The organism is Methylicorpusculum sp. (assembly GCF_030651835.1).
GTDB lineage: Bacteria > Pseudomonadota > Gammaproteobacteria > Methylococcales > Methylomonadaceae > Methylicorpusculum.
Genome location: NZ_JAUSBX010000052.1, coordinates 21484 through 46308, shown reverse-complemented (window position 1 = coordinate 46308; position 24825 = coordinate 21484). Strand labels below are relative to the sequence as shown.

The 24825-nt window shown below is 49.4% G+C and carries 15 protein-coding genes and 1 pseudogene; 1 reads left to right on the top strand and 15 read right to left on the bottom strand.

Annotated features, from left to right (window positions below; all coding sequences use genetic code 11):
* From Q7V32_RS06990 to Q7V32_RS06965, 6 genes and pseudogenes are all read right to left on the bottom strand, one after another.
* Positions 1 to 492: pseudogene (locus Q7V32_RS06990) on the bottom strand (hypothetical protein); the annotation flags it as partial.
* A 732-nt stretch (positions 493 to 1224) separates the two neighbouring features.
* Positions 1225 to 1593, bottom strand: a complete 369-nt coding sequence (locus tag Q7V32_RS06985) for a hypothetical protein (RefSeq protein WP_304896263.1) — start codon at positions 1591 to 1593, stop codon at positions 1225 to 1227.
* Between the two features lie 82 nt (positions 1594 to 1675).
* On the bottom strand, positions 1676 to 2173 hold the full coding sequence (locus Q7V32_RS06980; RefSeq protein WP_304896262.1) for a DUF4755 domain-containing protein: 498 nt from the start codon (positions 2171 to 2173) through the stop codon (positions 1676 to 1678).
* 77 nt (positions 2174 to 2250) lie between these two features.
* Positions 2251 to 2712 carry a hypothetical protein gene (locus Q7V32_RS06975; protein ID WP_304896261.1) on the bottom strand — a complete coding sequence of 154 codons (462 nt, stop codon included), beginning with the start codon at positions 2710 to 2712 and terminating at the stop codon, positions 2251 to 2253.
* Positions 2713 to 3130: 418 nt separating this feature from the next.
* Positions 3131 to 3676, bottom strand: coding sequence for a hypothetical protein (locus Q7V32_RS06970; protein WP_304896260.1), 546 nt, complete (start codon positions 3674 to 3676; stop codon positions 3131 to 3133).
* On the bottom strand, positions 3669 to 4031 hold the full coding sequence (locus tag Q7V32_RS06965; protein ID WP_304896259.1) for a hypothetical protein: 363 nt from the start codon (positions 4029 to 4031) through the stop codon (positions 3669 to 3671). Before Q7V32_RS06965 ends, Q7V32_RS06970 begins: the two co-directional genes overlap by 8 nt.
* 283 nt (positions 4032 to 4314) lie before the next feature.
* Here Q7V32_RS06965 and Q7V32_RS06960 point away from each other — a divergent pair, with 283 nt between their 5' ends.
* Positions 4315 to 6447, top strand: coding sequence for a recombinase family protein (locus tag Q7V32_RS06960; RefSeq protein WP_304896258.1), 2133 nt, complete (start codon positions 4315 to 4317; stop codon positions 6445 to 6447).
* Here Q7V32_RS06960 and Q7V32_RS06955 read toward each other — a convergent pair.
* From Q7V32_RS06955 to Q7V32_RS06915, 9 genes are all read right to left on the bottom strand, one after another.
* Positions 6385 to 7398: an IS4 family transposase gene (locus tag Q7V32_RS06955; protein ID WP_304896264.1), complete on the bottom strand. Its 1014-nt coding sequence runs from the start codon at positions 7396 to 7398 to the stop codon at positions 6385 to 6387. The two genes, Q7V32_RS06960 and Q7V32_RS06955, sit on opposite strands and share 63 nt — an antisense overlap.
* Before the next feature lie 306 nt (positions 7399 to 7704).
* A complete protein-coding gene (locus Q7V32_RS06950) occupies positions 7705 to 8115 on the bottom strand; it encodes a biopolymer transporter ExbD (protein WP_304896257.1) in 411 nt (136 codons plus the stop codon).
* A gap of 2 nt (positions 8116 to 8117) precedes the next feature.
* On the bottom strand, positions 8118 to 8783 hold the full coding sequence (locus Q7V32_RS06945) for a MotA/TolQ/ExbB proton channel family protein (protein ID WP_304896256.1): 666 nt from the start codon (positions 8781 to 8783) through the stop codon (positions 8118 to 8120).
* Positions 8784 to 8796: 13 nt separating this feature from the next.
* Entirely contained in the window at positions 8797 to 9585 is a 789-nt protein-coding gene (locus Q7V32_RS06940) for an energy transducer TonB (protein ID WP_304896255.1), read from the bottom strand.
* 223 nt (positions 9586 to 9808) lie between these two features.
* Positions 9809 to 11239 (bottom strand): diaminobutyrate--2-oxoglutarate transaminase, encoded by a 1431-nt coding sequence (locus Q7V32_RS06935; RefSeq protein WP_304896254.1) that lies wholly within the window; start codon positions 11237 to 11239, stop codon positions 9809 to 9811.
* Between the two features lie 233 nt (positions 11240 to 11472).
* Positions 11473 to 13185 carry a cyclic peptide export ABC transporter gene (locus Q7V32_RS06930; protein ID WP_304896253.1) on the bottom strand — a complete coding sequence of 571 codons (1713 nt, stop codon included), beginning with the start codon at positions 13183 to 13185 and terminating at the stop codon, positions 11473 to 11475.
* A gap of 4 nt (positions 13186 to 13189) precedes the next feature.
* Positions 13190 to 15565, bottom strand: coding sequence for a penicillin acylase family protein (locus Q7V32_RS06925; protein WP_304896252.1), 2376 nt, complete (start codon positions 15563 to 15565; stop codon positions 13190 to 13192).
* A 15-nt stretch (positions 15566 to 15580) separates the two neighbouring features.
* Positions 15581 to 23353 (bottom strand): non-ribosomal peptide synthetase, encoded by a 7773-nt coding sequence (locus Q7V32_RS06920; protein ID WP_304896251.1) that lies wholly within the window; start codon positions 23351 to 23353, stop codon positions 15581 to 15583.
* A gap of 59 nt (positions 23354 to 23412) precedes the next feature.
* Complete coding sequence (locus Q7V32_RS06915) at positions 23413 to 24822, bottom strand: cytochrome P450 (RefSeq protein ID WP_304896250.1); 1410 nt, start codon at positions 24820 to 24822, stop codon at positions 23413 to 23415.
* Positions 24823 to 24825 lie beyond the last annotated feature (3 nt).

The window sequence follows — 24825 nt, the reverse complement described above, 5'->3', positions numbered from 1 at the left end:
GTGTGAGCCGACCAAAACGACCACGGGCCGATCTTTGGGCATGGCCGCTACGTTTTTAGCCATCCATGCGTTGCGTTCATGAGGCGTATCAATACCGGTATCGATCGCACTCACCTCCAGGCATGGATGACGGGATTTAAGTCTGGCCAAGTGTTTAAACAAGCGTCGATAATGGCGGTGATCGATAATACTGGATATGACAATATCTCTAATTGGGCCTTTATAAGTCATTACCTTGTCGATGGCTCCCTGCTGTCTGTCGTCAATTTCGAGCGCAAGAATCGGACACTGACTGTCATTGACAGACGCTTCGATCAGCCGCTTGATCAGTAAAACTGATTCAGCATGTTGATGAGTTTCTCCGATAAACGTGATGGTGCCTGGCTTGATGTGTTCCTGGATTTCATCGTGCTCATAGGCGGTGGAAAGTAAGGGAAACAATAGCATGATATGAAACCATATCATGCTGTTTGTGCGAGATAATTTTTCCATGGTTTACCCTTTTTGATGGGGCGGTGAACGAGAAAAAGGAATTAAAAAAGCATAGAATATTAACGTACAAAGTGATGCGCTTTTGTGGTGCGATTCAAATAAAAATGGAAATAACTAAAAAAAGGGGTTGTGACGATCAATTTGTCGTCATATAAAATAGGGTGCTAATCAACAAAAGGCTCTAAAGTTTCATAGGCTTTATAAGCGACCGCAAATGTGAGGCACGTGGACAAACTAATGAAACCATTTGGCATATAGCCTGAGTTTTCGTTACTCTATGAATCTCTAAGTCGGTCTATATTTAAGATGAATTCTTTATTTTTGGTACGAAAATGTCAGCCAGTTTAAATCTCCAAAAAATTACACCGTCAGAACGGGCTATTTTTGAAAAGTTGAAAACAAGCTAAAAGTCTTGTTGGATAAGCTTTTCAGCAGATTTCTATGAAGCTTTAGAGCCTTTTGTTGATTAGCACCCCAAATTAGGCACGCTGTTTGTCCTACTGGCCCAGCAACAAGCCAATACCGAAGTCAGGTTTACTCAGATTCCGTTGGAAGAAGCTCAGGAAAATCTACGGTATTTCTATCGTTTTTTCCGAGTGTAGATATTGGCGGCATTAGCTAAATCTATTTGGCTGGCTTTTTGTTTTACGATTCCCCTGTTTAATTTAAGAACCACAGAATTACTCTAATTCTTAGGAAACACCTTTATTTGCTTGTGCTTGATCTGGACTGTCAGTCCGTATCGATCACCCAATCCTGTGAGCCGGTTGGACAGCAGCGCGGGTCATCTGGCGTTGGCATTGTTGAGGTCAATCTGATTGATCCTTTTTCAAAAACCACGTCGCGCGGATTACCGCCAAAGACGTTATCAATGCTTCGGTGATAGGCCATAACGCCACCTTCATTACGGAATAAAGCTACAACCAGATAGTCACTATTGCCACCGCTGGGATAAAGTATCCAGGCTAATGCATCATCCAAGCCATCACCAGTGAAATCACCATAGAAGGTTTCCACCGGAGAATAAACTTGCTCACCGTAATGCTCGCGCGCCCATGCCAGAATCGTATCATCGGGGGCAACTGCTGATTGGTCTTGCAAGTCCTCCTCGGTTGCTGGAGAACATGCCAACACTGACGTCAATGCCAAAAACAATATGTAGAAGTAATTAAGCCTGAAGAAACTATTCATTGTTGACATGCTGACGAAAAATCTCCATCCACTTCATCAGCTCACCTTCCATTTTTTTGTTGTATGGAAAAGCAATTCTCCATTGTGGGTGCTCAATATCCCGCATCATTACGAATAAACCAGACTCGGCCTTATTCCTCAGATGAATGCCATAATTAGTACCGGCAGCCCCGTTTATTATTTGTCCACCGGTTTGAACGTTATATTTCCACTCGCGTATGTCCTCAAACGGATAGGATTTTTGAACCTTCTTGTTTTTCAGGTAAATGGTTTTAGTGGCAGTATCTAATGCTAATCCGGTACCGTCATATGTCGTTTTAAACTGACAGCCTTCTTTTTCCTTTAACCAAGGATCGTTCCCCGGCTGTTTATCTCGCCATAGTTTCCAGATTCCCCAGCCAATCATTAACAAACCAATCCAGAACGTCCACGGTATGAGACTTACTATGATACCTGCGGCGATGAACCACCATCCTTTTACTAGACTCATACTCCTGACCTCATTTCAGGTTAAAAACGGTTGCCAAACGTTTACTTCATCAGCTATGTGCGAAATATTTTTTGACTTCAAAATGCAGTTTTGGCTTTCAAATAACGAATGATTCCATGCGCCGCATAGGCTATAGCGCAGATCATTGCGGCAATAATCGACAGAGATACGCCAAACACAAAGCTCAGCACAACAAAAGCAATAAAACCTGCGAGTAACCCCAGAATTGGCATGGCCAGCAAACAAAAAATCACCGTTAAAAACAGTGATTCTGATGTGCGAACACGCCCATCAGCGAGTTTGATAGCACTCACTGTTAGCATTGGAATGCCTATCAAGCTGAATGCACTTATTGAAACTGGCTCACCGGATTGCTTAGCGCTGACTAATGTGTCATCCAGATACTGAGAAAGCCGTACCTTCCTGAGATGCTCATCTCCAATATCAATGTACTCACGTTTCACATACAGAAAATTAGAGTTGTCTCCCTCGATATTTCCACTACCTATTTCCTTTACGATTCCTGTATAAATCGGCATTGTCCCTCCCCCCAAGTTTTATGGCCAAGAACTATCAAAACACAACTAATCAGGCTATCAAATAACGGACTTTCTGCTTTCCAAACAACAACTTTGTTGAAGGATAGGAATTTCAAAGCCACCTTCCAACCAATCCCTGGGGAACGGTACTCCAAGTTGATCTGTTTGGCAAGGCTTTTGACTGCTTCCTAGGTATCTGAGGATGTAGACTCAACTATTGTGGGATTTTTGGGCGTGAATGATGCCTTTCAGACTGTTATCTGAAACCTGCAGACGACAGAACCTCTGCCCGTCAGAATGACCTACTGGCATTGGCGCCGTGAGGCTACCAGCTCACCGTTTGATCGAACTCAAACTCCGGCACGGGTTCCACTTGTTCCGATTAATTGAGATCGGTTGAATCAAAATCCTCGTCAAACTAGTCCGGTGGTCCACGGGCAAGCGCGATTTGGGGCGGTGTGACCGGTTCACCGATATGATTCAGAATGCGCTGAATCGGATCCGCCTCGGTGAGAAACGCATCGATCTTTAATTCGTCACCGCATTGGGGACAAACCAGCGGAAAGACTTCATAGATCCTTGCAATCAGCATCGCCCAAAGAGATGCGGCATAGAAAGGCGTCTTGGATCCAACCTCCGACAGGTCTTCATCGGCAACCGACGCTTGATCGGCTGAGACGGACTCATCACCCAAGGCCAACCTTGCATAGGTTTTCACGGCTTGGCGTAATGTGGCGTTCGGAGCCAGAACGCCATGATAGCGATGGCGATTTCTGCGTGGTGGTGGTATCAAAAACAGCGAGATTATCCAAAAACTCCAGGGGTGTAACATAAAGCATAGTTTGCCCATCGGGCCTGGGTTTTGGGAGACGGAAAACCAGCCGACTATCCTTCTCGATCCACTGCAGTCGCTCGCTGGTAAAGATAGGCCGCGCCCTAGCGGCAATGCTGTTGACTTAAGCATCAGCGATCCTTTTAGACTTATCCTGCTGCCATTTATTGATGGGTTTGCGTGATACACGAGGATAGGATTCCCGAGGCTTCTTCGGATGGTAATACTGAACGCGCGCGATTTCCTCCAGCAGCTCGCGAAATACGTTACGTGCGATCTCTGGATAAGCTGCAGTAAATACCACGACCTCGCTCGCTAGAGTCCGCACGGCATTTTTAAATTGGGGCGTCGATAAGCGATCGGGATTCGGGTCGGTGAGCAGCGCAATCAAGGATCGACTGATCACGCACATGACCAGGACAGCCAACAGCTCTTGTCTTATGCCGTTTTCACTGTGACTGTGGAACGTTTCGATGTCGAGGTGCAATTTTTCATCGCGATACTGTTCTTCGATACCCCATCATAAAAACACCTATAAACGAATTCTTGACAAACGAGGAAATTCTACCAATAATTCAGACAGATACACTCATGTCTCTGGTCCAATGGAGCCAAGCACATGGTCAAAAACTCAAGCCAAATGAATGCGAATCTGGATTCCAGTCTCTGGCAGAGCCTACCCCTTCCTCAAAAAAAACTTCTGATCAACTTGGTAGCCGAACTGGTTCAGCGCCAATTGACAAAACCAACCCAATCGAAAGGGGGCTGTCATGAATGCAGTCTTACCCAATCGCGCCATTAATCAACTGGATTACAGCGGAAAGATCAAGGCTCAACACCTCAATCGAAAAGCCATCATTTACATCCGGCAATCGACATTACAACAAGTCCAACGGCACCAAGAATCGACCCGACTGCAATACGGACTGGCAGATAAAGCCGTTTTATTAGGTTGGCCACGGAGCGACATTGAAATCATTGATGAAGACCTGGGATGCTCCGGTAGCACAATGGCGGGTAGGCAAGGCTTTCAGCGACTGGTTACAGAAGTGGGCCTCGACCATGTGGGCCTGGTTTTGGGGCTGGAGATGTCTCGACTATCCCGTTCATCACGCGATTGGTATCAATTGCTGGAAGTCTGCGCCATTTTCAGTACACTTATCGGTGATATGGACGGTATTTATGATCCTAGCCTTTACAATGACCGACTGTTATTAGGACTCAAAGGAACCATGTCTGAAGCGGAATTACACATACTTAAACAGCGCATGCTGGAGGGTAAACGAGCCAAAGCGCGTCGTGGCGAATTAGGCATGCCCGTCGCAATGGGTTTCGTTCGGCAACTATCTGGCCTCATCGTTAAAGACCCGGACGAACAAGCTCAAAGTGTCATTGCGCGCGTTTTCGACTTGTTCGAAAGAAAAAGAACGATTAATGGCGTTTTGCTTGAGCTGGTATCACAACAAATCCAAATGCCGCACCGCGTGAGCGGTGGTCTCAATAAAGGCGATCTGGTTTGGCGTCGCCCTAATCGGGTAACGCTCAGTAATCTGTTGCACAACCCTATCTATGCCGGCGCTTATGCGTACGGACGTCGCCCGACCGATCCGCGTAAAAAAATTCCCGGTCGCCCGGCAACGGGGCGAACAGTCGCGGGGATCAATGACTGGGAGGTTTTGATCAAAGCCCATCATCCTGCCTATATCAGTTGGTCGCAATATGAACGTAATGTTCGGCAATTGCAAGCCAATACGGCTCAAGCCTTCGGCGTGGTACGTAAAGGCGCGGCGCTGTTATCGGGCTTGCTGATTTGTGGCCGTTGCGGATTGCGCATGGCGCCGCATTACAGCAAACAGGCGGGCCAATATCGTTACTGCTGTGATCGAATGAGGCTTGATTATGGAGAAGCGGCTTGCCAATCCCTCGCCGGATTAACCTTGGATGACTACGTCACTGCACAGATTTTCAAAGCCTTACAACCGGCTGCGTTAGAAATCAGTCTGGCGGCAGCCGAAGATCAAGCCGCAGAACGTCAAAAACAACAAAAGTTTTGGTTACAGCGTTTAGAGCGAGCTCATATCGACACCGCGCGTGCCGCTCGCCAATACCATGCGGTTGAGCCTGAAAATCGCCTGGTAGCGAGAACACTTGAGCGACAATGGGAAGAAACCCTGAATGCCGAGTTAGAACTTAAGGCGCACTATGAGCAATTTCTGCAAAAACAGCCCGCCGTCTTGTCCGAGGAAGAGCGGGTTGCCATTCGGCATTTGGCACAGGATATTCCAACTTTGTGGCAAGCGGAAACCACAACGGCCATGGATCGTCAAACAATCGTTCGTCAACTCATCGAACGCATTTTGGTGACTGTTATTGATAACACAGAAAAAGTGCAAACCGAAATTCACTGGTATGGTGGCCATATAACGCAGGCATGGCTGGATCGGCCTGTCGCCAAATTAGAGCAAATGGCCGACTATCCAGCCATGATGGCGCGGGTAAAAGAACTTCAATCCCAAGGCCGCACGCCCGCCCAAATCGCTGAAAAATTAAACTCAGAAGGCTGGAAACCGCCAAAACGACGACAAACCTTTAACGCCCCCATGGTTCGTTGCTTATTGAATCGGCAAGGCATCCGGATTGGCACCCAAAAACAGCAGCATACCGCAACTATTCCGCTGGGCGCTGATGAGTGGACGTTGAAAGCGTTGGCTAATGAATTGAAGATGCCGGAACCGACGCTTTATGCTTGGATAAAAAAAGGTCAGGTAAGAGCCCGGCAGATTGAAGTGAATGCGCGATCATTTTGGATCATCACTGCAAATCAGCACGAGCTGGAGCAATTACGCAAATTGCGGGCTGTAAAACGTACCTGGGTCAAACCAGCCGCGGAACCGATAGACTAATTTTCTAAAACTATTCTTATGGAGGCAATATGGCTGGTCGATTTCAATTCGCCAGCGCCGGAAATACAGCTGAACCAGTGATTCGGCGGGATACTGAGCGCTATCGGTAAGATTGGTTAATAAGACCGACAGCTTACCATCCGGGCTTTCCAAACGGACCGCGCGCAATTTGATGCTTTTTGGGTCCGGTCGTTTCCGTCGAATCCGCGAGGCCGTATCCAACCAGATGACGGCCTCTGAGCGACCGGATTGGACAAAATTCTCGACCGCTTTAAAGGTCGATTGGGCCGGACAGCGGAACACGAAAGCCGAGTTCGGCGTCGTGTCTCGCAAATAGTAAAGCAAATCATAGCTGGGATAACCGCGGTCGAACAATAAGACCAAAGGCCGATCGGGGAGTTGCGGTAGCAGTTCTTTAACATCCTCGCGTTCATTGCCTTCCGCCAAGGGACTGATCGCTCGAGCGATGGGCAACCGTCGAAAGACATCGAATGCAGTCGAGACCAGGCATTGTGGATAGTGGCCTTTGCCGGGAAAGGTCAAGCCGCTGTCGGGATCAAAGGCTTGGCGAAGTTCAGGCGAGGCCGGCAAGTGATATTTGGAACCGTCAAAAGCCACTGCCGTCATGCCATGCCACGTATATTCCGGCGCGTCCGGCCAAAGCGAATAAGCTAACTGCACGCTATCGGCTAATAGATTGGCAAAGACGGACCACGTTAATCGGCTACGGGCTTTCGTCACTGCGCTCCGATGCACGGCTTCAGCTTCAGGCCAACAACCGCTTCGCCGCGCTTGTTTGAAGAATTCGCCGGAGTGGATATCTACGCCAGCGGATTTATCACCGGCGACCAGTGATAACACCAAGGTAATCAGGTTGGGTAGGGAAAGTTTGCGTGTGCGGGTAAAGTGCTCAGCCGATTGCTTTTGATCATCGGCTAACGTCTGCGGAATTAAACGGCGAAATTGTTCAAGATAAGACGACAGTTGGCATGAAGTTTCAAAGCGATGTTTGTGCCATGTTTGCGGTGCTGGTCATAAATGAGTCTCTTTGTAGTGATTTCATGCGCTTATTATAATAAAAACAATGTGTTATGTCTTTATTTTTCTTAAGTCAACAGCATTGCATGGTAACGCAGCCCAGGGCGTTTCAGCGTCATGTCATCATCGATGCAGTCCATCAATCTCAATCGCGCTTGATGCGCATCCTAAGAACTATAACGTTTTGGAGTCCTGAATATTTTCTATAAGCCATGCAATCTATTGCTCCACCGTCACAAAAGCTATTTTCGCAATCCCCGCATGCTGAACAGTCGCCATCACTTCAGCTACCTTGGCATAAACCACCGCTTGATCAGCGTATAAATGCAACGCGGCTTCCGGGTTTTGTGCTAGTTCATACTTCAAGGTCGTTTCTAACGCACTGAGATCGGCAAGGGGCAATTTGTTGAAGGTAATCATCCCTTGCTTGTCGATACCCAACTGCAACGGCTGCTCTTTTACATCTGCCGTGGTCTCGGCAGTTTTGGGCAGGGTCACATGCACGGATTGCGTCAACAGCGGAGCGGTCACCAATAAAATGATCACCAAAACCAACATCACATCGACCAACGGTGTGACGTTGATTTCGCTCATGCTTTCTTCGTTGTCTGAGTGAGGTTTAAAGGCCATGGCTATTCCTGGTGCTGATTATCGGGCGTGAAGGCGATATGCATGAAGCTGGCGACAAAGTTTTCCAAATCCCCGCGCTGTTGTTTGACCTGGCGCAGGAAAAAGTTATAGGCCAGCACCGCCGGCACGGCGACCGCGATACCGATGGCGGTGGCGACCAGGGCATCACCGATGGGGCCTGCGACGACATCCAGACTGGTCGAACCGCTTTGGGTGATTTCATGCATCGCGTGCATGATGCCCAACACGGTGCCGAACAAGCCGACAAACGGCGCAGTACTGCCGATGCTGGCAAGCAGGGTCAGGCCACTTTCCATGGCACGTTGTTCTTTCTGCATCTGTAGAGTTAAAGTTTGTTCCAATAGCTCTGCCGGAACGCCTCGATATTTAAGGTGTTGACCAAATGACTGTTGGCGTCCGTCCAACCAAGCATAAGCCTTGTTTGCAAGCCTTGCCAGAGAGCCGCGGGATACATGGCCAGGTAGTGTTTTAGCAGCAGCCAGGTCGGGCACATCCCAAAACCGGTTGTAAAAGCGGCGATTGTAATAACTGTCTTTGCTGAATTCCCAGATTTTGAACAGAATCACCGTCCAGGTCAGCACCGAAAAAGCCAGCAAAGTATACAAAGTCCCGTCGATGATCAGTTCGGGTTCGATATGGTAAGGCATGCTCTCTTTCCTTTTAGTGTTTATTTAAGGTAAAAATGATGGGCACGATGACCGTGCTGGCCACTGCGGTATTGCCTCGTTTGGCCGGAATAAACCGCCAGTTCTTCACTGCGGCGATGGCCGACTCATCCAATGCGTCGTGACCACTGCTGCGGTGAACGCTGACGGCTTCACTCAATCCGTCGGCAGTTACCCTAACCCGAAGCAACACTTTGCCCTGCCAGTTTCGTCTGCGGGCAATATCAGGATATTTCGGTTTGGGATTGGTACCGTAATTGGCGTTAAAACTGGCTTCGCTATAAGACTCTGGATTGACCTGCGTTCCGCTTGCAGATTTTGCGGCATCACTACTCGTCTCCGAAGCATCCGCAAACGATTCAGTAAGTGATGGTGCGGGCAGCATTGCATCACTGGCTATCACCGGTTTTGGTAACTTTGCCCGTTTCACCGGCTTATCTTTCTTCACTGGCCTTTTAGCCGGCGGCTTTTTCGGTTCATGCGCTTTGGGCGGCGCCGACGGTGCGGTTGTAGCTTGTTGACCCGGTGCGGAAACCAGGGATACTTCCATCATCAAAGGTTTCGCCTGCGTGATAGGCTCTGCCGGTTGCAGCAGCCGAAGCGCTCCCCACAGATGCAGCGACAGCACTAAAATCAGTAATAAACCAGCGATCGAGCGAGGGTTTTCTTCGCCGGTTAACATGCCGAAAAAGGTTCGTAGTTTGCCCGAGATTGCGATTGCCGCCACCGGAAGGCGGTTTGCCTGCTTGTTCAGGCCGCCTTCGTGGTTATTGAATAAATACATAGGGACTATCGCTTTCCTTTATAGTGTTTGAACAGCATTGTCGATTTTATAAACATCCTCTCTCTAACCCCAATGCCGTTAAGTTAAGGATTAATCGTTCGCCCTGAGCCCTTCGGCTACGCTCAGGAGAGCCTTGTCGAAGGGTGATCGGTTAAGCCGTTCATGGTTCGACAAGCTCACCACGAACGGCTTAACTTAACGGTATTATCTCTAGCCCTCTCGGTTACGCAACAACCGATGCTTGAACAGCTTCGGCAAACAGAGTAGCGATCCGATCAATGTCATCGGCCGTCACGATCAACGGCGGCAAAAAGCGTACCACGCTGCCTTGGCGTCCTCCCAGCTCCACAATGAGCCCCCGCTTCAAACATTCCGTCTGGATGCGGCAAGCCAACTTCCGATTGGGCGGATAGACACCGAGCGCATCCGGCGGGTCAACCGGATTGACTACCTCGACACCGATCATCAGTCCTCGCCCTCTCACATCGCCGATTTGCGGTTTATCTTTTTGAATATTTCGAAGAATAGCCATCAACTGTTCGCCCATTTCATGCGCATGGAGATCCAGCCTATGCTCTTTTACGTACTGAAGTGTTGCTGTACCGGCAGCCATGGCGAGCTGGTTGCCGCGAAAGGTGCCTGCATGAGCGCCGGATTGCCAACGATCCAATTCCTTGCGATACACCACCACACTCAACGGCAATCCGCCACCTATCGCTTTCGAGAGTACCAACACGTCCGGCAGGATGCCGGCATGCTCGAAAGCGTACAGGCGTCCCGTCCGCCCGATACCGGTTTGTACTTCATCGATAATCAACGGAATACCCCGCTCCCGGGTCATTCGGCGGATTTCCCGCAGCCATTCGTCCGGCGCCGGAATAACACCGCCCTCTCCTTGTACAATTTCCAAAATCATTGCGGCCGGCGGCGTAATACCGCTGTTGCTGTCATCCAGGAGCCGTTCGATATAGGCTAAAGATGAGCGCCAGCCGACTTCGCCGCCCAAGCTGAAAGGGCATCGGTAAACATACGGGAAAGGTAGAAAATGCACATCCGGCATCAACCCGGATACGTGCAGTTTAGGACCGATTTCGCCGGTCAACCCTAATGCACCGTGCGTCATGCCATGGTAAGCGCCGTGAAAAGCCAGGATTGATCGCCGCCCGGTAGCCGTCTTCACCAGTTTAACGGCGGCTTCAATCGCATCGGCGCCGGATGGGCCGCAAAATTGAATGCGGGCCTGATCGGCGAACGCTTTAGGCAAACTGGACAATAGCGCCTCGACAAACCGGTCTTTAACCGGCGTCGTCAGATCCAACGTTTGGAAAGGAACGCCATCCGCCAAAGTCAGTCGAATCGCCTCCACGACTACCGGATGATGATGACCTAACGCCAACGCCCCCGCTCCGGCCAAACAGTCCATATAACGACGGCCATTCATATCGTCAACAAACACACCGTCCGCCCGGCGAATGGCGATAGGAAGACGTCGAGGGTAGCTTCGGGCGTTAGACTCGAACCCCGACTGTCGCCCCAGGTAATAGTCATTTCCCTGCGTTTCGATACCAGCCTTTTTTTCCTCGCTGGCCGGCTGTAATAAAGGCCCTCCATCGAAAGCGTAACCCATTTCAGGTTGAATAACTTCTTGCACCATGGCGACATCTCCGCATTATTTTTTCAATTATTGCCCTTTTTAACTTCCAGGCCCCGTATCCACACTATCAACAAGTTCGGACATGTAGATTGGGTTAGGCGATAGCCGTAACGCAACATATGCCGTTGGGTTACGGCTATCGCCTAACCCAACCTACCGGACTCTCTCACTGAAAATGACTTTCTTCCAATAGCAAAGATGGATCAAACCGCTTAACTTACGACATTGACACATCACCTTTGAAGCCCCCTAACTCTCTCGTGCTTACTTTCCACAACCCCAATTTCACTGAGCGTTCCGTCCTCGATTTTCAAACACCGATCGGCCAGATGGAAATAATGGTCATCGTGTGAAATCACCACCACGGTCTTGCCCTTGGCTTTCAGCGCGGGCAATAGTTCCGTGTAGAATATTTTCTTGAATACCGGATCCTGATCGGCGGCCCATTCATCGAACAGATAAAAAGGCCGATCCTCCAGATAAGCAACTAATAGCGCCAACCGCTTGCGCTGCCCCTGCGACAAATCCAATGTCGAAAATTCCCCGTTTTCGATCCGAACCTTATGATCCAACTGCAAACGCTTCAAAAAGCTAAGCGCTTCGGCATCCAGCTCTTTCCCCTGAAAACCAAGTAGGCTATCAAACAGATAGAAATCGGAAAAAACGGCCGAGAATTGCTGACGGTAACCTTCCCGATTGGCGTCGGTGATACACTGCTCTCCCAATCGGATTTCCCCTTGCTCCGGCACATAAAGACCGACCAATAACAGCGCCAGCGTAGTCTTCCCACTACCGTTGCCGCCGGTAAGAAAAACTACCTCGCCGGGCTGCAACGTCAGATCGAGGGGCCCCAAAGTAAAAGGGCGGTCCTCGCCTTCCCGTCTGTAACGGTGAGCCACACCGCTTAGCTTCAGCACAGCCGGGTGAGAAAACGGTAATGGGTCACTTGGCTTTATGGATTCAGGTTCGCGGGAATCCCAACCCAAAGTCTCGATCTTTTTCCATGCGATATTCCCTCTGGCCAGGACTGGCAGTCCCTCCATTAAAGCCGCTAAAGGAGACATCATATACAGAATGGTCAAACAATAGCCGCGCGCAATCTCAGATCCCATCTCCAACCCAATAGACAGTTCGGAAATTTCCAACCCGATAGTCTTCGCCAATCCGGCAGCGGCTTCCGGGACATTCGGCAACAAGAAGAGTACCGCACCGATCAACAGATAAAACAAGCTGGTGCCCCAATTGTCAGCCAGAATGTAAAAACCGGTCCCTTTTAGATAATGCTGTCGATAACCTAAGGCGGCCGCTTCCAGGCATTCGGATAGAAAAGCATTGCGCCGCCGTTCATGCAGTTTCAGCTCCTTCATCCCTTGCGTCAGGCTGCGAAAATGACCGTATAAAGCATCGTCAGATTCCCGCGCCATTCTTAGCCCATGTAGCGCCCGGTTTTCGATCAGCCGAAAACCGCTCACGCCTACGACTATCGCGAATAGAACAAGAACCAACAAAGCGCAGGACAACCAGCCCAAATAGAGCAGACAGCCCGCAACAATCGCAGCATCCACACAGAGCATCGGCAACAACCGGAACGCTTCCGCCATAGTGGCGACATCCTGAGTCAGACAGGCCAGCATTCGCGCTGGCCCAACGGCCTGCATACGCGGAAAAGAGGTTCGTAAAATCTGTCGGCTCAGATTCAGGCGCAGATCAAAAATGACATCCTGGCCAAGTCGCGTCAATAAAAAGGTCGAGCTTATCCGTGCCAGTAATAACAATGTACACAGCCCGGCAAAAATCCAACCCAGTTGGGTCAAAGCATCTTGTTCGCTATCCAAAGCCATGTTAATGACAGCGATTAAGCCAGCGCCGGTCAATCCACCGAGCAAACCAGCGAACACCGACAAAACCAGAAGCCAGCCCGAGTTGCGCAGTAAAAAGCGGATCATATTTTTAGCCACCGTGCGGTACAAGTTCCAGCCGATGAACGCTTGTCCCCGATTCCAGCGGTAAAGCCGTTCCCTCCACCCACGCCTGCTGCTGATCGCCATAATGAGGCGAAAGCGGATGACCGGATTGACCGCCGGGCATATGCAGAATGCCATTGCCTTCACGCCCCGGCGACACCACCAGACGCTCACTGGCTCCGTAACCGGGTTCACCCATGCGTACGCACTGCACACAGCCTGGCACCGCAACCTTTGGCATATCCAACCAGTTTCTCAACAACGGCAACGAATCCGAAAAAGGATGGGCGATAGTTACCTGATTGACCGCACCCCAAGCCAAACTTTTCGGAAAATCGGCTGAATTATGCGCCGACACATTACCCTCAGCCTGAATCAGCAAATTAAGCAAAAACGAATCCCAATCCCGGTAATGGATCTTATCGGGCAGCAATGCCGGCAATTTTGCCTCCAATAACTGCTGTAAAGGCTCATCGATCATAGCCGAGTCGAATCGAAATTCCGGATCGTATTCCCGGCATTTCGTCATGAAAGGCGCAATCACAGCATCAAGCAACAGCTTACGAAACTCCACTAGAACAGCAAATCCCACCGAGTCCCGCTCGGCAAAACCGTCCCAGTTTGTCAGATTCTGTTTAAGCTGAACTTGCACTTTATCGTTATGCTCATGTAGTAGAGATAATGCCAGCCGTTGATAAAAACGGTAAAACTCCACCTTCGTATCCAATTGCAAAGCAAACATATCCCGTTCGGTAAGGTTCTTCGCATCGCTAAGACGCTCGGCGATCCGGTAAGCGCGGTGCCCTTGGTCGAAATAATGTCCGATCACGTAGGGATAACCGTCACCCAGCATCCTCTGATTGGCGTTAACGATGAAACCGGATGGAGGATTCACTAGACGCGGCAGTTCTTCCGGTAAAATATAACCTGCCCAACCTCTTGAGCCGTCTGCCCATGAACGACTAACCGAACCGTCCAGCCCGAAACGTTTAGGGATTTTGCCTGTGTAAGTCCAGCCGATGTTGCCTTGCTTGTCCGCCGTCAACGCGTTCAAGGGCGGGCCGCCAGCCCGGTTAAATACCGTTTGCGCCTCCTGTACATCGTTGACTGCATCTAAATTAAGCAGGTGCAAATCAGTCGCATCGGGATCCAGTGCCGCCCAATGCACCGCCGCCGGTTTGGAGAGCAAAGATTCGGGCAGTACAGGCCCCCACTCGGTAGTCTGCACCTTGAACGTAAAATCCACCTCACCCTTAACGCGTACCGTTTCCTCGCGTTCGCCGAAACGAACCTTACCTTTTGGAGTGCGATAGCTTCCGGGATCGACGAGATCAAGTTCCAACGACACCAGATCCACGAAATCGCCTTCAATATTGGTAAACCCCCAAGCTACTTTACCATTTGAGCCCACGACAATCAGGGGAACACCGGGTAAAGTAAGACCGGTGAGCCGCACATCCCCGTAACGAACTTCGGCCCGATACCAAATATTTGGAACCCGTAGCGATAAATGCATATCGTTAGCCAGAATAGCCCGACCATCCCAAGTCTTTGACGGCCCGACCACCCAGCCGTTCGATCCTTTAGGCGGTGGAACATCCGTCACCAGACCGACGTAATGTTCAGAGCCGCCGTTATTATTCAACAAAGCGGACAGTTCATTTTCAGGGATAGAAGGTAACGGCATTGCAGACGCTTTACCGTTCAGCAGCCGGTCGGTGTAATGATCAATGGGCGGTATAAAAAACCTCATTACCGATTCTGGCAAAGCCGCTTCCATAATGCTGGACCTGCGTTCCGCGTCGCCGGTCCAGCCTAAGTCCTCCTCCATACCCAGCACCACCAGCAAGCTGTCTTCTGGCCGCCAAGCGGAAGGACTATAACCCAACAGCCAAAACTCGGGCGGCAAAACCGTTAAAGAGTCCACAGCCTGATTGACGCCTTCCGCATAAGCTTCCAACACCTGCTTTTGATCTTGCGGAAGACGTTGAACAATAGCGCTCGCCACCTGCTCGAACCCCATTAACCGATGCCGACGGTCGGACTCTTTCAATGCCGGTCCCATCACTTCAGCTAAGCGCCCAGCCATATGCCGACGTAACAAATCCATCTGAAACAAGCGGTCGCGTGCTGTCACAAAACCTAAGGCTCGGAATGCATCTTCACGGGATCCTGCCGATATACTGGGGATGCCTTTTTCGTCGAATGCCACTGTGACTTGGGAAGAAAGATTCGACAAACGATATTCGTCTTTCAGTGAGGATAACGATTCCTGCAGGAAAAGAAATATTCCAAAGCAACTACTGCCGATGAGTAATACGATCGTGAAAACAAACCCTCGCCAAAATCTTTTTTGTTTCATCCACCGCTCCGATTTCTAAACCGCCACTGACGGATGTCCGGCATAAGCCTTTTGAAGATATTTAAAATACACAGACCATAAACGCTCGTCGGGCGTTGGACAAATAATCCCTGTTCCGCTTAATCCTGCGATTACATTCTTGCAATCGTAAGTAGGCGTACGGATATCTGAATCTTCATTTTTTGTAAAATTCATCTCTTCTTGATCGAGCATAGGCAATAGAGAGAAAAACGGATGATCAGATGAGTTTCCGACAAGATCACGCAATCCCGTCAGCCAATCGTTAAAATCGACTCTTTCCAACGGTAAGCCGGCAGCGCATGCCCAATCAATTAATTGATTGCTGGATAGAAGACCAGGATTAGTCAAATGATAGGTGTTACCAATGGCTTGAGGTTGCCCCGATAAAAAGACCAAAGTCCGGCTAACATAATCTACGGGAACAGTATTAAACAACGACTCCTGCATAGGAGCTTTGCCTAATAACAGACATGCGCCGATAACGTTGCTCAGATAGTCTCCGGTATTCCAAACGCCTGAACGACTATCACCAGTAATAATGGAAGGGCGATAAATGGAGACGGGCAACCCACGGGAACCGGCTATTCTAACCATTTTTTCCGCCACCCATTTTGATTGCGCATAACCGCCGACCAGTCCGGTGCCGTCTTCAGGGAAATTGTCTTCCATAACTATCCCCAAATCGAAATTCGAATCGTCTTCGAACACTGACACGGAGGAAATATAATGCACAGGTTTGACCTTTGCCGTGCAAGCCAAACGCAACACTTCCTGGGTGCCTGACACATTGGCAGGCTTTAAGGTTGCATAGGGATAAACAAAATTAACCAATGCACCATTATGGTATATCGCATCGATTTCCCCAGCTAATTTTTGCCATTGACTGGTTTGAATACCGAGACGGGGTTTGGATAAATCGCCGCACACAGGATAAATCCTGGAGACATAATCGCTATCCCACAGACCATAGTTATCAAGGCTTCGTTCTATTTTCTCAAACCCTTGAGCAGGTGTAGCAGCACGGACCAGACAATAAATGTTCATCCGGGTTTGTTGCAGTAATTCCTTCAACAAAAATACGCCCAGAAAACCGGTTGAGCCAGTCAAAAAAACGGACTTTAAGGCAAATTCGGGACGATACTGAGAAGCCGGGCAGACAGACTCATCGAGCGTACTCTCGGCTTTCCAATCAATCGAATCCTCATTCGAGTATTCGTTAACATTATCCGCAACCAATAACCGAGCCTGAGAAGCTATGGTAGATGCCTGAAACAAATCGAGTAAAGGCAGATTACAACTAAACGACTCTCTGATCCTGAATAATAACTGCGTTGCTAAAATGGAGTGTCCCCCCAACGCAAAAAAGTCGTCATGGATGCCGATCCGTTCGATACCTAATACGCCGCTCCAGAGTCCCGCCAGCGTTTGTTCCACTTGATTTCTTGGCGCAATATATCGGGTCGTCGATAAATGACTGCTATCCGGCGCAGGCAATGCTTTCCTATCCAGTTTACCGCTAACTGTCAAAGGCAAGGTTTGCAGAAATATAAAAACGGCAGGCACCATATATTCGGGAAGAACCGCTTTCAAATGCTCTCGAAGCGCCTCGCTGCCAATAGATTCCTCCCGACCCACCACATAGGCCACCAGACGTTTATCTGTCAACTGCCCTTCCTGAGTAATCACAACTGCTTCCTTGACTAGAGGATGTTGCAGCAACCGGGCTTCGATCTCGCCGAGTTCGATCCGAAAACCTCTAATTTTAACTTGGCGGTCAATACGGCCCAGATAATCAATAACCCCATCGGCCCGGTAACTGGCCAGGTCACCCGTCCGATAGAGCCTTTCACCTTCGAGCTCACCGTATAGATCAGGAATGAATCGCTCCGCCGTAAGATCGGGGCGATTTAAATAACCTCTTGCCAACTGTATCCCGCCAAGGCAGAGTTCGCCGGGAACGCCTACCGGCGCAGGATTAAAATAACGGTCGAGGATATAGGTACGAGTATTGGCGATCGGACGTCCGATAGGTACACAGGGGGCGGAATCGTCTTTTTGACATTGCCAGGCCGTAACATCGATCGAGGCTTCAGTTGGGCCGTAAAGGTTGTGCAGCTCGGCATTATGCCGTGAGAAAAACAGTTGCCGAAGCTCTGGCGTCAGCGCCTCGCCGCTGCAGATAACCCGCTTGAGCGTAGGACAACAATTTGCGGCGGTCGCTTCTAGAAAAACGCGCAGCATCGAAGGCACAAAATGGATTGTGGTAACCGAGTGTGTTTCGATGAGAGAAATCAGCCGTTCCGGATCTTTATGGTCATTCGGGCCCGCGACGATTAGCCGTGCACCAGCAATCAACGGCCAGAAAAACTCCCACACCGACACGTCGAAGCTGTACGGGGTTTTCTGCAACACGGCATCGGACGCATTTAATTCGAAACGTTCCTGCATCCATTGCAGGCGGTTTAACAGGCCTTCGTGGGGCACGCCCACCCCCTTGGGCCTGCCGGTAGACCCCGAGGTGTAGATGACATAAGCCAAGTTACGAGCATCCATCCGGTTCATTGGATTTTGCTCTCGCTCAACTGCAATCTTCGACCAGTCGCTGTCCAGATAGATAACCATGGGATACTCGGGCAGGGCTTCTCGCCATTTCGCCTGACTCAACAGCACCGCCGGTTTGGCATTGGCCAGCATGAATTCCAGCCGATCCCTCGGATAGTCCGGGTCCAACGGCAAGTATGCTCCACCTGCCTTCAGAATCCCAAGAATGCCGATAACCATCTCCAAGGAGCGCTCTACACACAGACCCACGATGGTGTCCGAAACAACGCCTAGACTCTGCAAGTGATGAGCTAGTTGATTGCTCCTAGCGTTGAGCTCCAGGTAGGTAAGGCTCCGGTTTTCGAACAGCAGTGCAACAGCCTCAGGCGTTTGTTCCACCTGACTCTCAAACAATTGATAAATGAGTTTGTCTTTGGGGTACTCGATTTGCGTTGCGTTCCAGTCCTCAAGGAGCTGGTAACGCTCCAGATCGGGTAATATTTCGATGGATCGTACTGCTGTTTTCGGAGCCGTTTCCAGCGCAACCACCAGATGAATCAACGCTGTCTCCATATATCTGCAAATACGCTGTGGCTCAATCGGCGATTGCGCCTGCGCGATCAGCCGGAACCCGTCACCAAAATCGTCCACCGATAAGGTAAGTGGATAGTTGGTGCGTTCTTCGCTCACCAACACCTCCATCCCCTCCCATGGCGAGGCAGGTTGGGACGAAGCAGTGGGATGCCCCTGCGAGTCGTAGCGATAGTTCAACAAGGCTGAGAACAGCGGCATCGGCGCCGACACCCCACTGCACCGTTGCGCTAGCGCCAGCGATGCGTGCTCGTGCTGCAGTAATTCGGCTAATAGAGCGTGCGTATCCTTTACCGCCTTTACGACTCCTTCTTCAAGCCGGTTACGGATCGGAAGGGTATTCATGAATAATCCCAACGCACGGTCGATACCTTCTCCACCATACATACGCCCAAACAAAACTGTACCGAACACCACATCATCGCGTCCGGAAGCCCTCCCCAATACTTGAGCCCAAGCCAAGTGGCACAAACTCGCCGCGCTGACTCCCAGAACCCGTGCATGGCGACGAAGACGACCGGCCAACTCCACATCCAGTAGCAAACTCGCTTCCTCGACACCTACCCCATCCCCTTGAACATCGAGCAACCCAAACGGTGCCGTAGGCTCCTCTACGTCACCGAGCATCGCCCGGAAAAACGTTTCGTGTTCCTCTCGGCTCACTCCCAAACGAGCTTGGGCGACGAAACTCCGAAATGGCTGCGACTCAAACTGCCGATGGGTTTCACCGCGCACCTGCGCCTGTATTTCTTCCACCACGACTTCCAGCGCCGTATGATCAAGAGCCAAGTGGTGAACAAGAAGCAGCAGAAGCCAACGCTCATGCGCTATATCGCTGGACATGAAACCACACAGGAGCGGAGCCCGGCGCACGTCCAAGCGAAAACGACGCGGATCAAAGCGGGTACACAATTGTTCAGCGGCATCCCCCGCCCCGGCATCAAGCAAGATTTCTTCGATGGACAGGGGCGCATCCCTCCAGACTACTTGAATCGCCTCCGGTGTCCCTTCCCAAGCTATTGCTGTGCGCAGGATGTCGTGCCGATCAATCACAGCCTGCAAAGCAATCAAGAACCCGTCCAATCGTTCGCGCGTATCAAACGCCAGCAGGGTGGAAGACAGATAGGCATCTCCTGCGGTCGCCATTAAGTGATGAAAAAGAATGCCTTCTTGCAAAGGTGCCAGAGGGTAGATGTCCTGTACATTCTTAGCACCTCCCGGCACCTGCCCGACGATGTTCTCAATCTCGACTTGCGACAGATCCACCAGCGGCAACATTTCCGGTGTAATTGCCTCACAATGGTCTGGAATCCCATTGGGTGGTACTTCAAGAACACACTCTCCTTTCACTACCGCCGCAGCCATCTCTGCTACCGTCGGCGTGCCGAACAGCGTTCTCACCTCCACCAACAACCCCCGTCTACGCAAACGTTCGATCAAGGTCACCGCCAACAGCGAATGTCCACCGAGTTCAAAGAAGTTGTCATAAATGCCAACGCGTTCCACACCTAACACCTCGGCCCAAATCCCGGCCAGGATTTCTTCGGTAGCATTACGCGGCGGCACATACTGATGGATAAATTGAGCCGTAACATCGGGATCGGGCAAAACCTTGCGATCCAGTTTGCCGTTGGGTGACAACGGCAAAGCTGGCAGAAATACAAACGCGGCGGGCACCATATAGTCAGGCAAGGCCGTTTTCAAATGATCGCGCAGTGCCGCAATGGCAAGATTTTCTTCCTTGCTCACTACATAAGCGACCAAGCGTCTGTCACTCGGCGTGTCCCCCCAATCGACTACAACGGCTTCTTTAACTTCAGAATGTTGCAATAGCCGCGCCTCGATCTCACCCAGTTCGATGCGAAAACCCCGAATCTTGACTTGGTGGTCGATTCGACCAAGATATTCTATGGTGCCGTCTTGAAGGTAACGGGCAAGATCTCCGGTTTTATAAATCCTGCCCCCTGGATGCGATGTAAAGGGGTCTGGTATAAAGGATTTTGCAGTCCTTAAAGGGTCGTTTAGATATCCCCTGCCCACACCAAAACCTGCACAGTGGAGCTCGCCGACAACGCCTATCGGTACTGGCTCTAAAAAACTGTCCAGGATATATAGCTGGACGTTTGAGATCGGACGCCCTATTGGCATTTGAGCCACACCGGATCCAGGACTTTCAGTAATGAGATGATATGACACATCATCGGAACACTCAGCAGGCCCGTAAGCGTTCAAAAGGGGGATATAGGGATAGCGCTTTAGCCATCGTTGGCATAGGTCTGGAGGTAAAGCTTCTCCCGTTGGCAACATCCAACGCAGTTTCGATAATAAAACATGCGAATCAATTTCCAACATTTCCTTGATTAGTGAAGGCACACTTTCAAGCACAGTTATGCCTTGACCTTCAACAATTTCTAACAGCCTCTGAGGATCGTGAGAAACCTCGTCTGGCAAAATGTGAATACAGCCTCCGGCAACCAGAGCAGCCAGGAACTGCCAGACGGAAATATCGAAACATTGCGACGCTGTTTGGGCTATGGCATCGGATGTTGTCAAATTCAGTGTAGCAACCTTACTAAGTAAATTGTTGAGCATCCCTTTCTGTTCTACCATTGCACCTTTCGGTATTCCAGTGGAACCGGAAGTGAAAATGACATAGGCAAGCTGATTCGGTAATACCGACACTTTGGGATTATTTTCATTTGACTCTCCAAATAGCAGAGAACCAAATGACACCACTTGGCATAAAGCTGTTTTCTCTTTAAAGCCAAGCATTGCACTACTTTTACCAAAATGATTCTCTTCCACTACCAGTAAGGATATCCGGCCCAAATCGAGTATTTCTTGTAGCCGTTGCACCGGATGGTTCGTATCAAGCGGCAAATAAGCGCCGCCAGCCTTGAAGACACCTAAAATCATCGTCAGCAAGTCGATGCCACGTTCAGCCAATAAAGCAACGGTCATATCGGGCTTAACGCCCAATTTGATTAACGCATGTGCAACCTTGTTGGCGCGCCGGTTTAGCTCTTTATAGCTTAAGGATTCATTCCTAAAAACAACGGCCTGTGCGTTTGGTGTTGTGGCCGCCTGCGCTTCAAAAAGACCGGGGAAGGAAAGGGTTTTGGAAAATTCTGTTTTTGTGTTGTTCCATTCAACCAGCATTCTTTGGCGTTCGCTATCCGATAGCAGCGGTAATTGGGATAGCCTGACATAGTCAGATGCTTGGACTATGCCTTTCAACAAAGCCTCGAAATGGACAGCAAGACGCATTATGGTTTCTTGTTCAAAAAGGTCGGTGCTATATTCCAACGCAGCATCGACCTGCCCGTTACGCTCCGTGATATGTAAGAGCAAATCGAACTTGGAAGTGCCGTAATCCACGTCTAAAGGGCTTATAGTCAGGCCTTCAATAGCCAGGGCTTCCAATGGCACATTGTGAAGCACGAACATGACCTGGAAAAGAGGGCTATAACTGAGGTCACGTACCGGTTGGATAGCCTCGACCAGCTTCTCGAACGGTAGATCTTGATGGCTCTGGGCTTCCAGGGCAGTTTGGTTGATTTTCCGCAACAAATCCTTGACATAAGGGTTTCCTGACAAATCAGACCGTAACACCAAGGTATTAACAAAAAAACCTATTAAACCTTCCGTTTCGAGACGGTTTCGGTTCGCAACCGGTATGCCGACACAAATATCGCTTTGCCCGCCATAGCGGTACAGAAGGATATCTAAAGCGGAAAGCAGGGTTGCAAAAAAAGTCACTCCCCTACGCTGACAAAACAAATGGAGGTTTTGCGTTAAATCACTGGAAATAGAGAATGCATGAGTTTTGCCATTTTCATTTTGAACTGCAGGACGAGGATGATCGATAGGCAGCTTTAATAAGCCCGGTATGCCTCTCAATTGTTCTTGCCAGTAATTTAATTGTTCTTCAAGTCGTTCGCCCTGCAGCCAATTGCGTTGCCAGCAAGCAAAATCGGCATATTGAACCGGTAAATCAGCTAAAGAAGGCGGCATTCCGTTGCGGTAAGCGGTATATAACGTAGTAAATTCGCGGAATAGAATTGCCGCAGACCAGCCGTCGGAAATAATATGGTGCATAGTAATAAGAAATACATACTCTTCTTTTCCAGGCGATTGCCCCAAATGAAGCAAACTTGTACGAAATAGCGGACACTCGCTAAGATTAAATGGTTTTAAGCCCTCCGCTTTGATTCTATTTTGCACCTCCGAATCCCTCAGTCCACCTGGAAATTCGCTGATATCGTCGATAAGAATTGAAATCTTAATTTCCGGAACAATCACTTGCTGCGGCTGTTCAGCTATCGTCACGAACTTGGTTCTTAATATCTCATGCCGACGAATGATTTCATTAACGGCCTTCTCCATAGCAGGAAGGTCAATCTTCCCCGATATTCTTAAGGCTGTTGGAATGTTATAGGCAGCGCTATTGGGTTCCAATTGGCAAAGCAACCATAAGCGTTGCTGGGCAAAAGAAAGAGGCGCGATTGCAGCGTTTTTTTTGGGAATTCCTTCGCTAAGATGCTGGCCTTTTATCCTTGCCTTAAGGTATTTTTCCAGGACAGCTTGTTTGGCTGGGGAAAGGTTTGACTTATGTGAAACCAAAACATTAGACATGATGTTATTCCAAAAATATGATTAACCAGTTATTGGTAAAGCATTAAGGTTAACGCCTCCTAAGCTTCAAAGTCGTGGTTCTTGCCACGAATTTCGACGGTAAAATCCAAAGGAAATGGCTTGTCTTTGGAAACGGTTTCATCGAGAACCGGTTTTCCGGATACGAGGCAGATTTGAAAATTTCCGCAAATCATTGCTAAGACGGTTTTCATAACCAGCATCGCCAAACCACGCCCCGGACAGGAACGTGGTCCGGCTCCAAAACCTAAAAAGGCCTTGTTGTTATGCGAGAAATCCTCTTTACTTTCGCTACACCATCGCCGGTGTTCAAAGGTTGCAGCTTGATGAAAGTTTTCCTCATCCATAGCACAATACGCGATCAGTAGCACCAGTGGAGTTCCGCAGGGTATTTCAATATCATCCAATAGCAAATCCACTTTCGCCTCGACAAGAACAAAGCGAGCTACCGGAGACATTCTCATCGACTCATAAATAACGGCATCAATGCATCTGAGTTTTTTGATATCTTTGATGTTCTCAATAATGTCACACTTGCCCAATATGGCATCGACTTCATCCTGAATTTCTTTTTGAACTTGAGGATTCGCGCCAATGTAGTGGAGCACCCTGAGCAGCGTGTCCGCCGTGGTAGGTTCTGAGGCTAGCAGTATCAGTAGGATATTTTCGATAAGTTTTACATTGCGGATATCCACACCCTTTTCTTCCATGATTTCAATGAGAACCTGAAGCATATTTGCCGCTTTGCCAGTTCCGTTATTGTCGGTCAAAAGATTTCTATTATGTGCGATAAGGCTTTCGATGATGATCAAGACCTCCTTTATCTGCTCGTCGAAATCCTTATCCCTGGTGAAGCTTTCTAGGTGCATTTGCGGTAGCAGAGCATCAATGCGTTTGCTTAAGATGACGAGCAAGTTATGCAAGAGATTTTTGGCAGTCTCCCGCTCATCCTCTGGCTTATCTGCCATGTCGCCGAACACTATCGCCGTAAATACTGAAATTGAGAAGCCAAAAATCTCCGCTTCCAGATCGGTTTTGGAAAGGTTTTCTCCATAGGCTATCCAGCGGTTTTTCAAATCTTCGGTAACCGCCTTGATATTCTCGAAGTATCGGTTTAGGTGGCTGGACTCCATGGATGCCGCTATAATCTCTCTTTGCTGCTTCCAGTCATGGTCGTCAGCGGCTTCGATTCCATCTGATTTTATGGCTTCAAGAATTTTGCTATTTCTGTGATAGGGGCCAAAAAGCTCTTGCCTTTTGCAAAGAACGAAGTTGATCAGTTTAGCGTCTGAGACAACCACCATAGGTTGGTTCGCAAATTGAACCATGAAAATTTTTCCATACTGGTCAGCCAATTGCTCAAATATTTCATGAGCCCGGTCTAAATCGGGTTTCATTGTCACTGGGTCAGGATGGCAGGGAAGCTCAGAAATGTTTTTGGTAATGCTCATAAA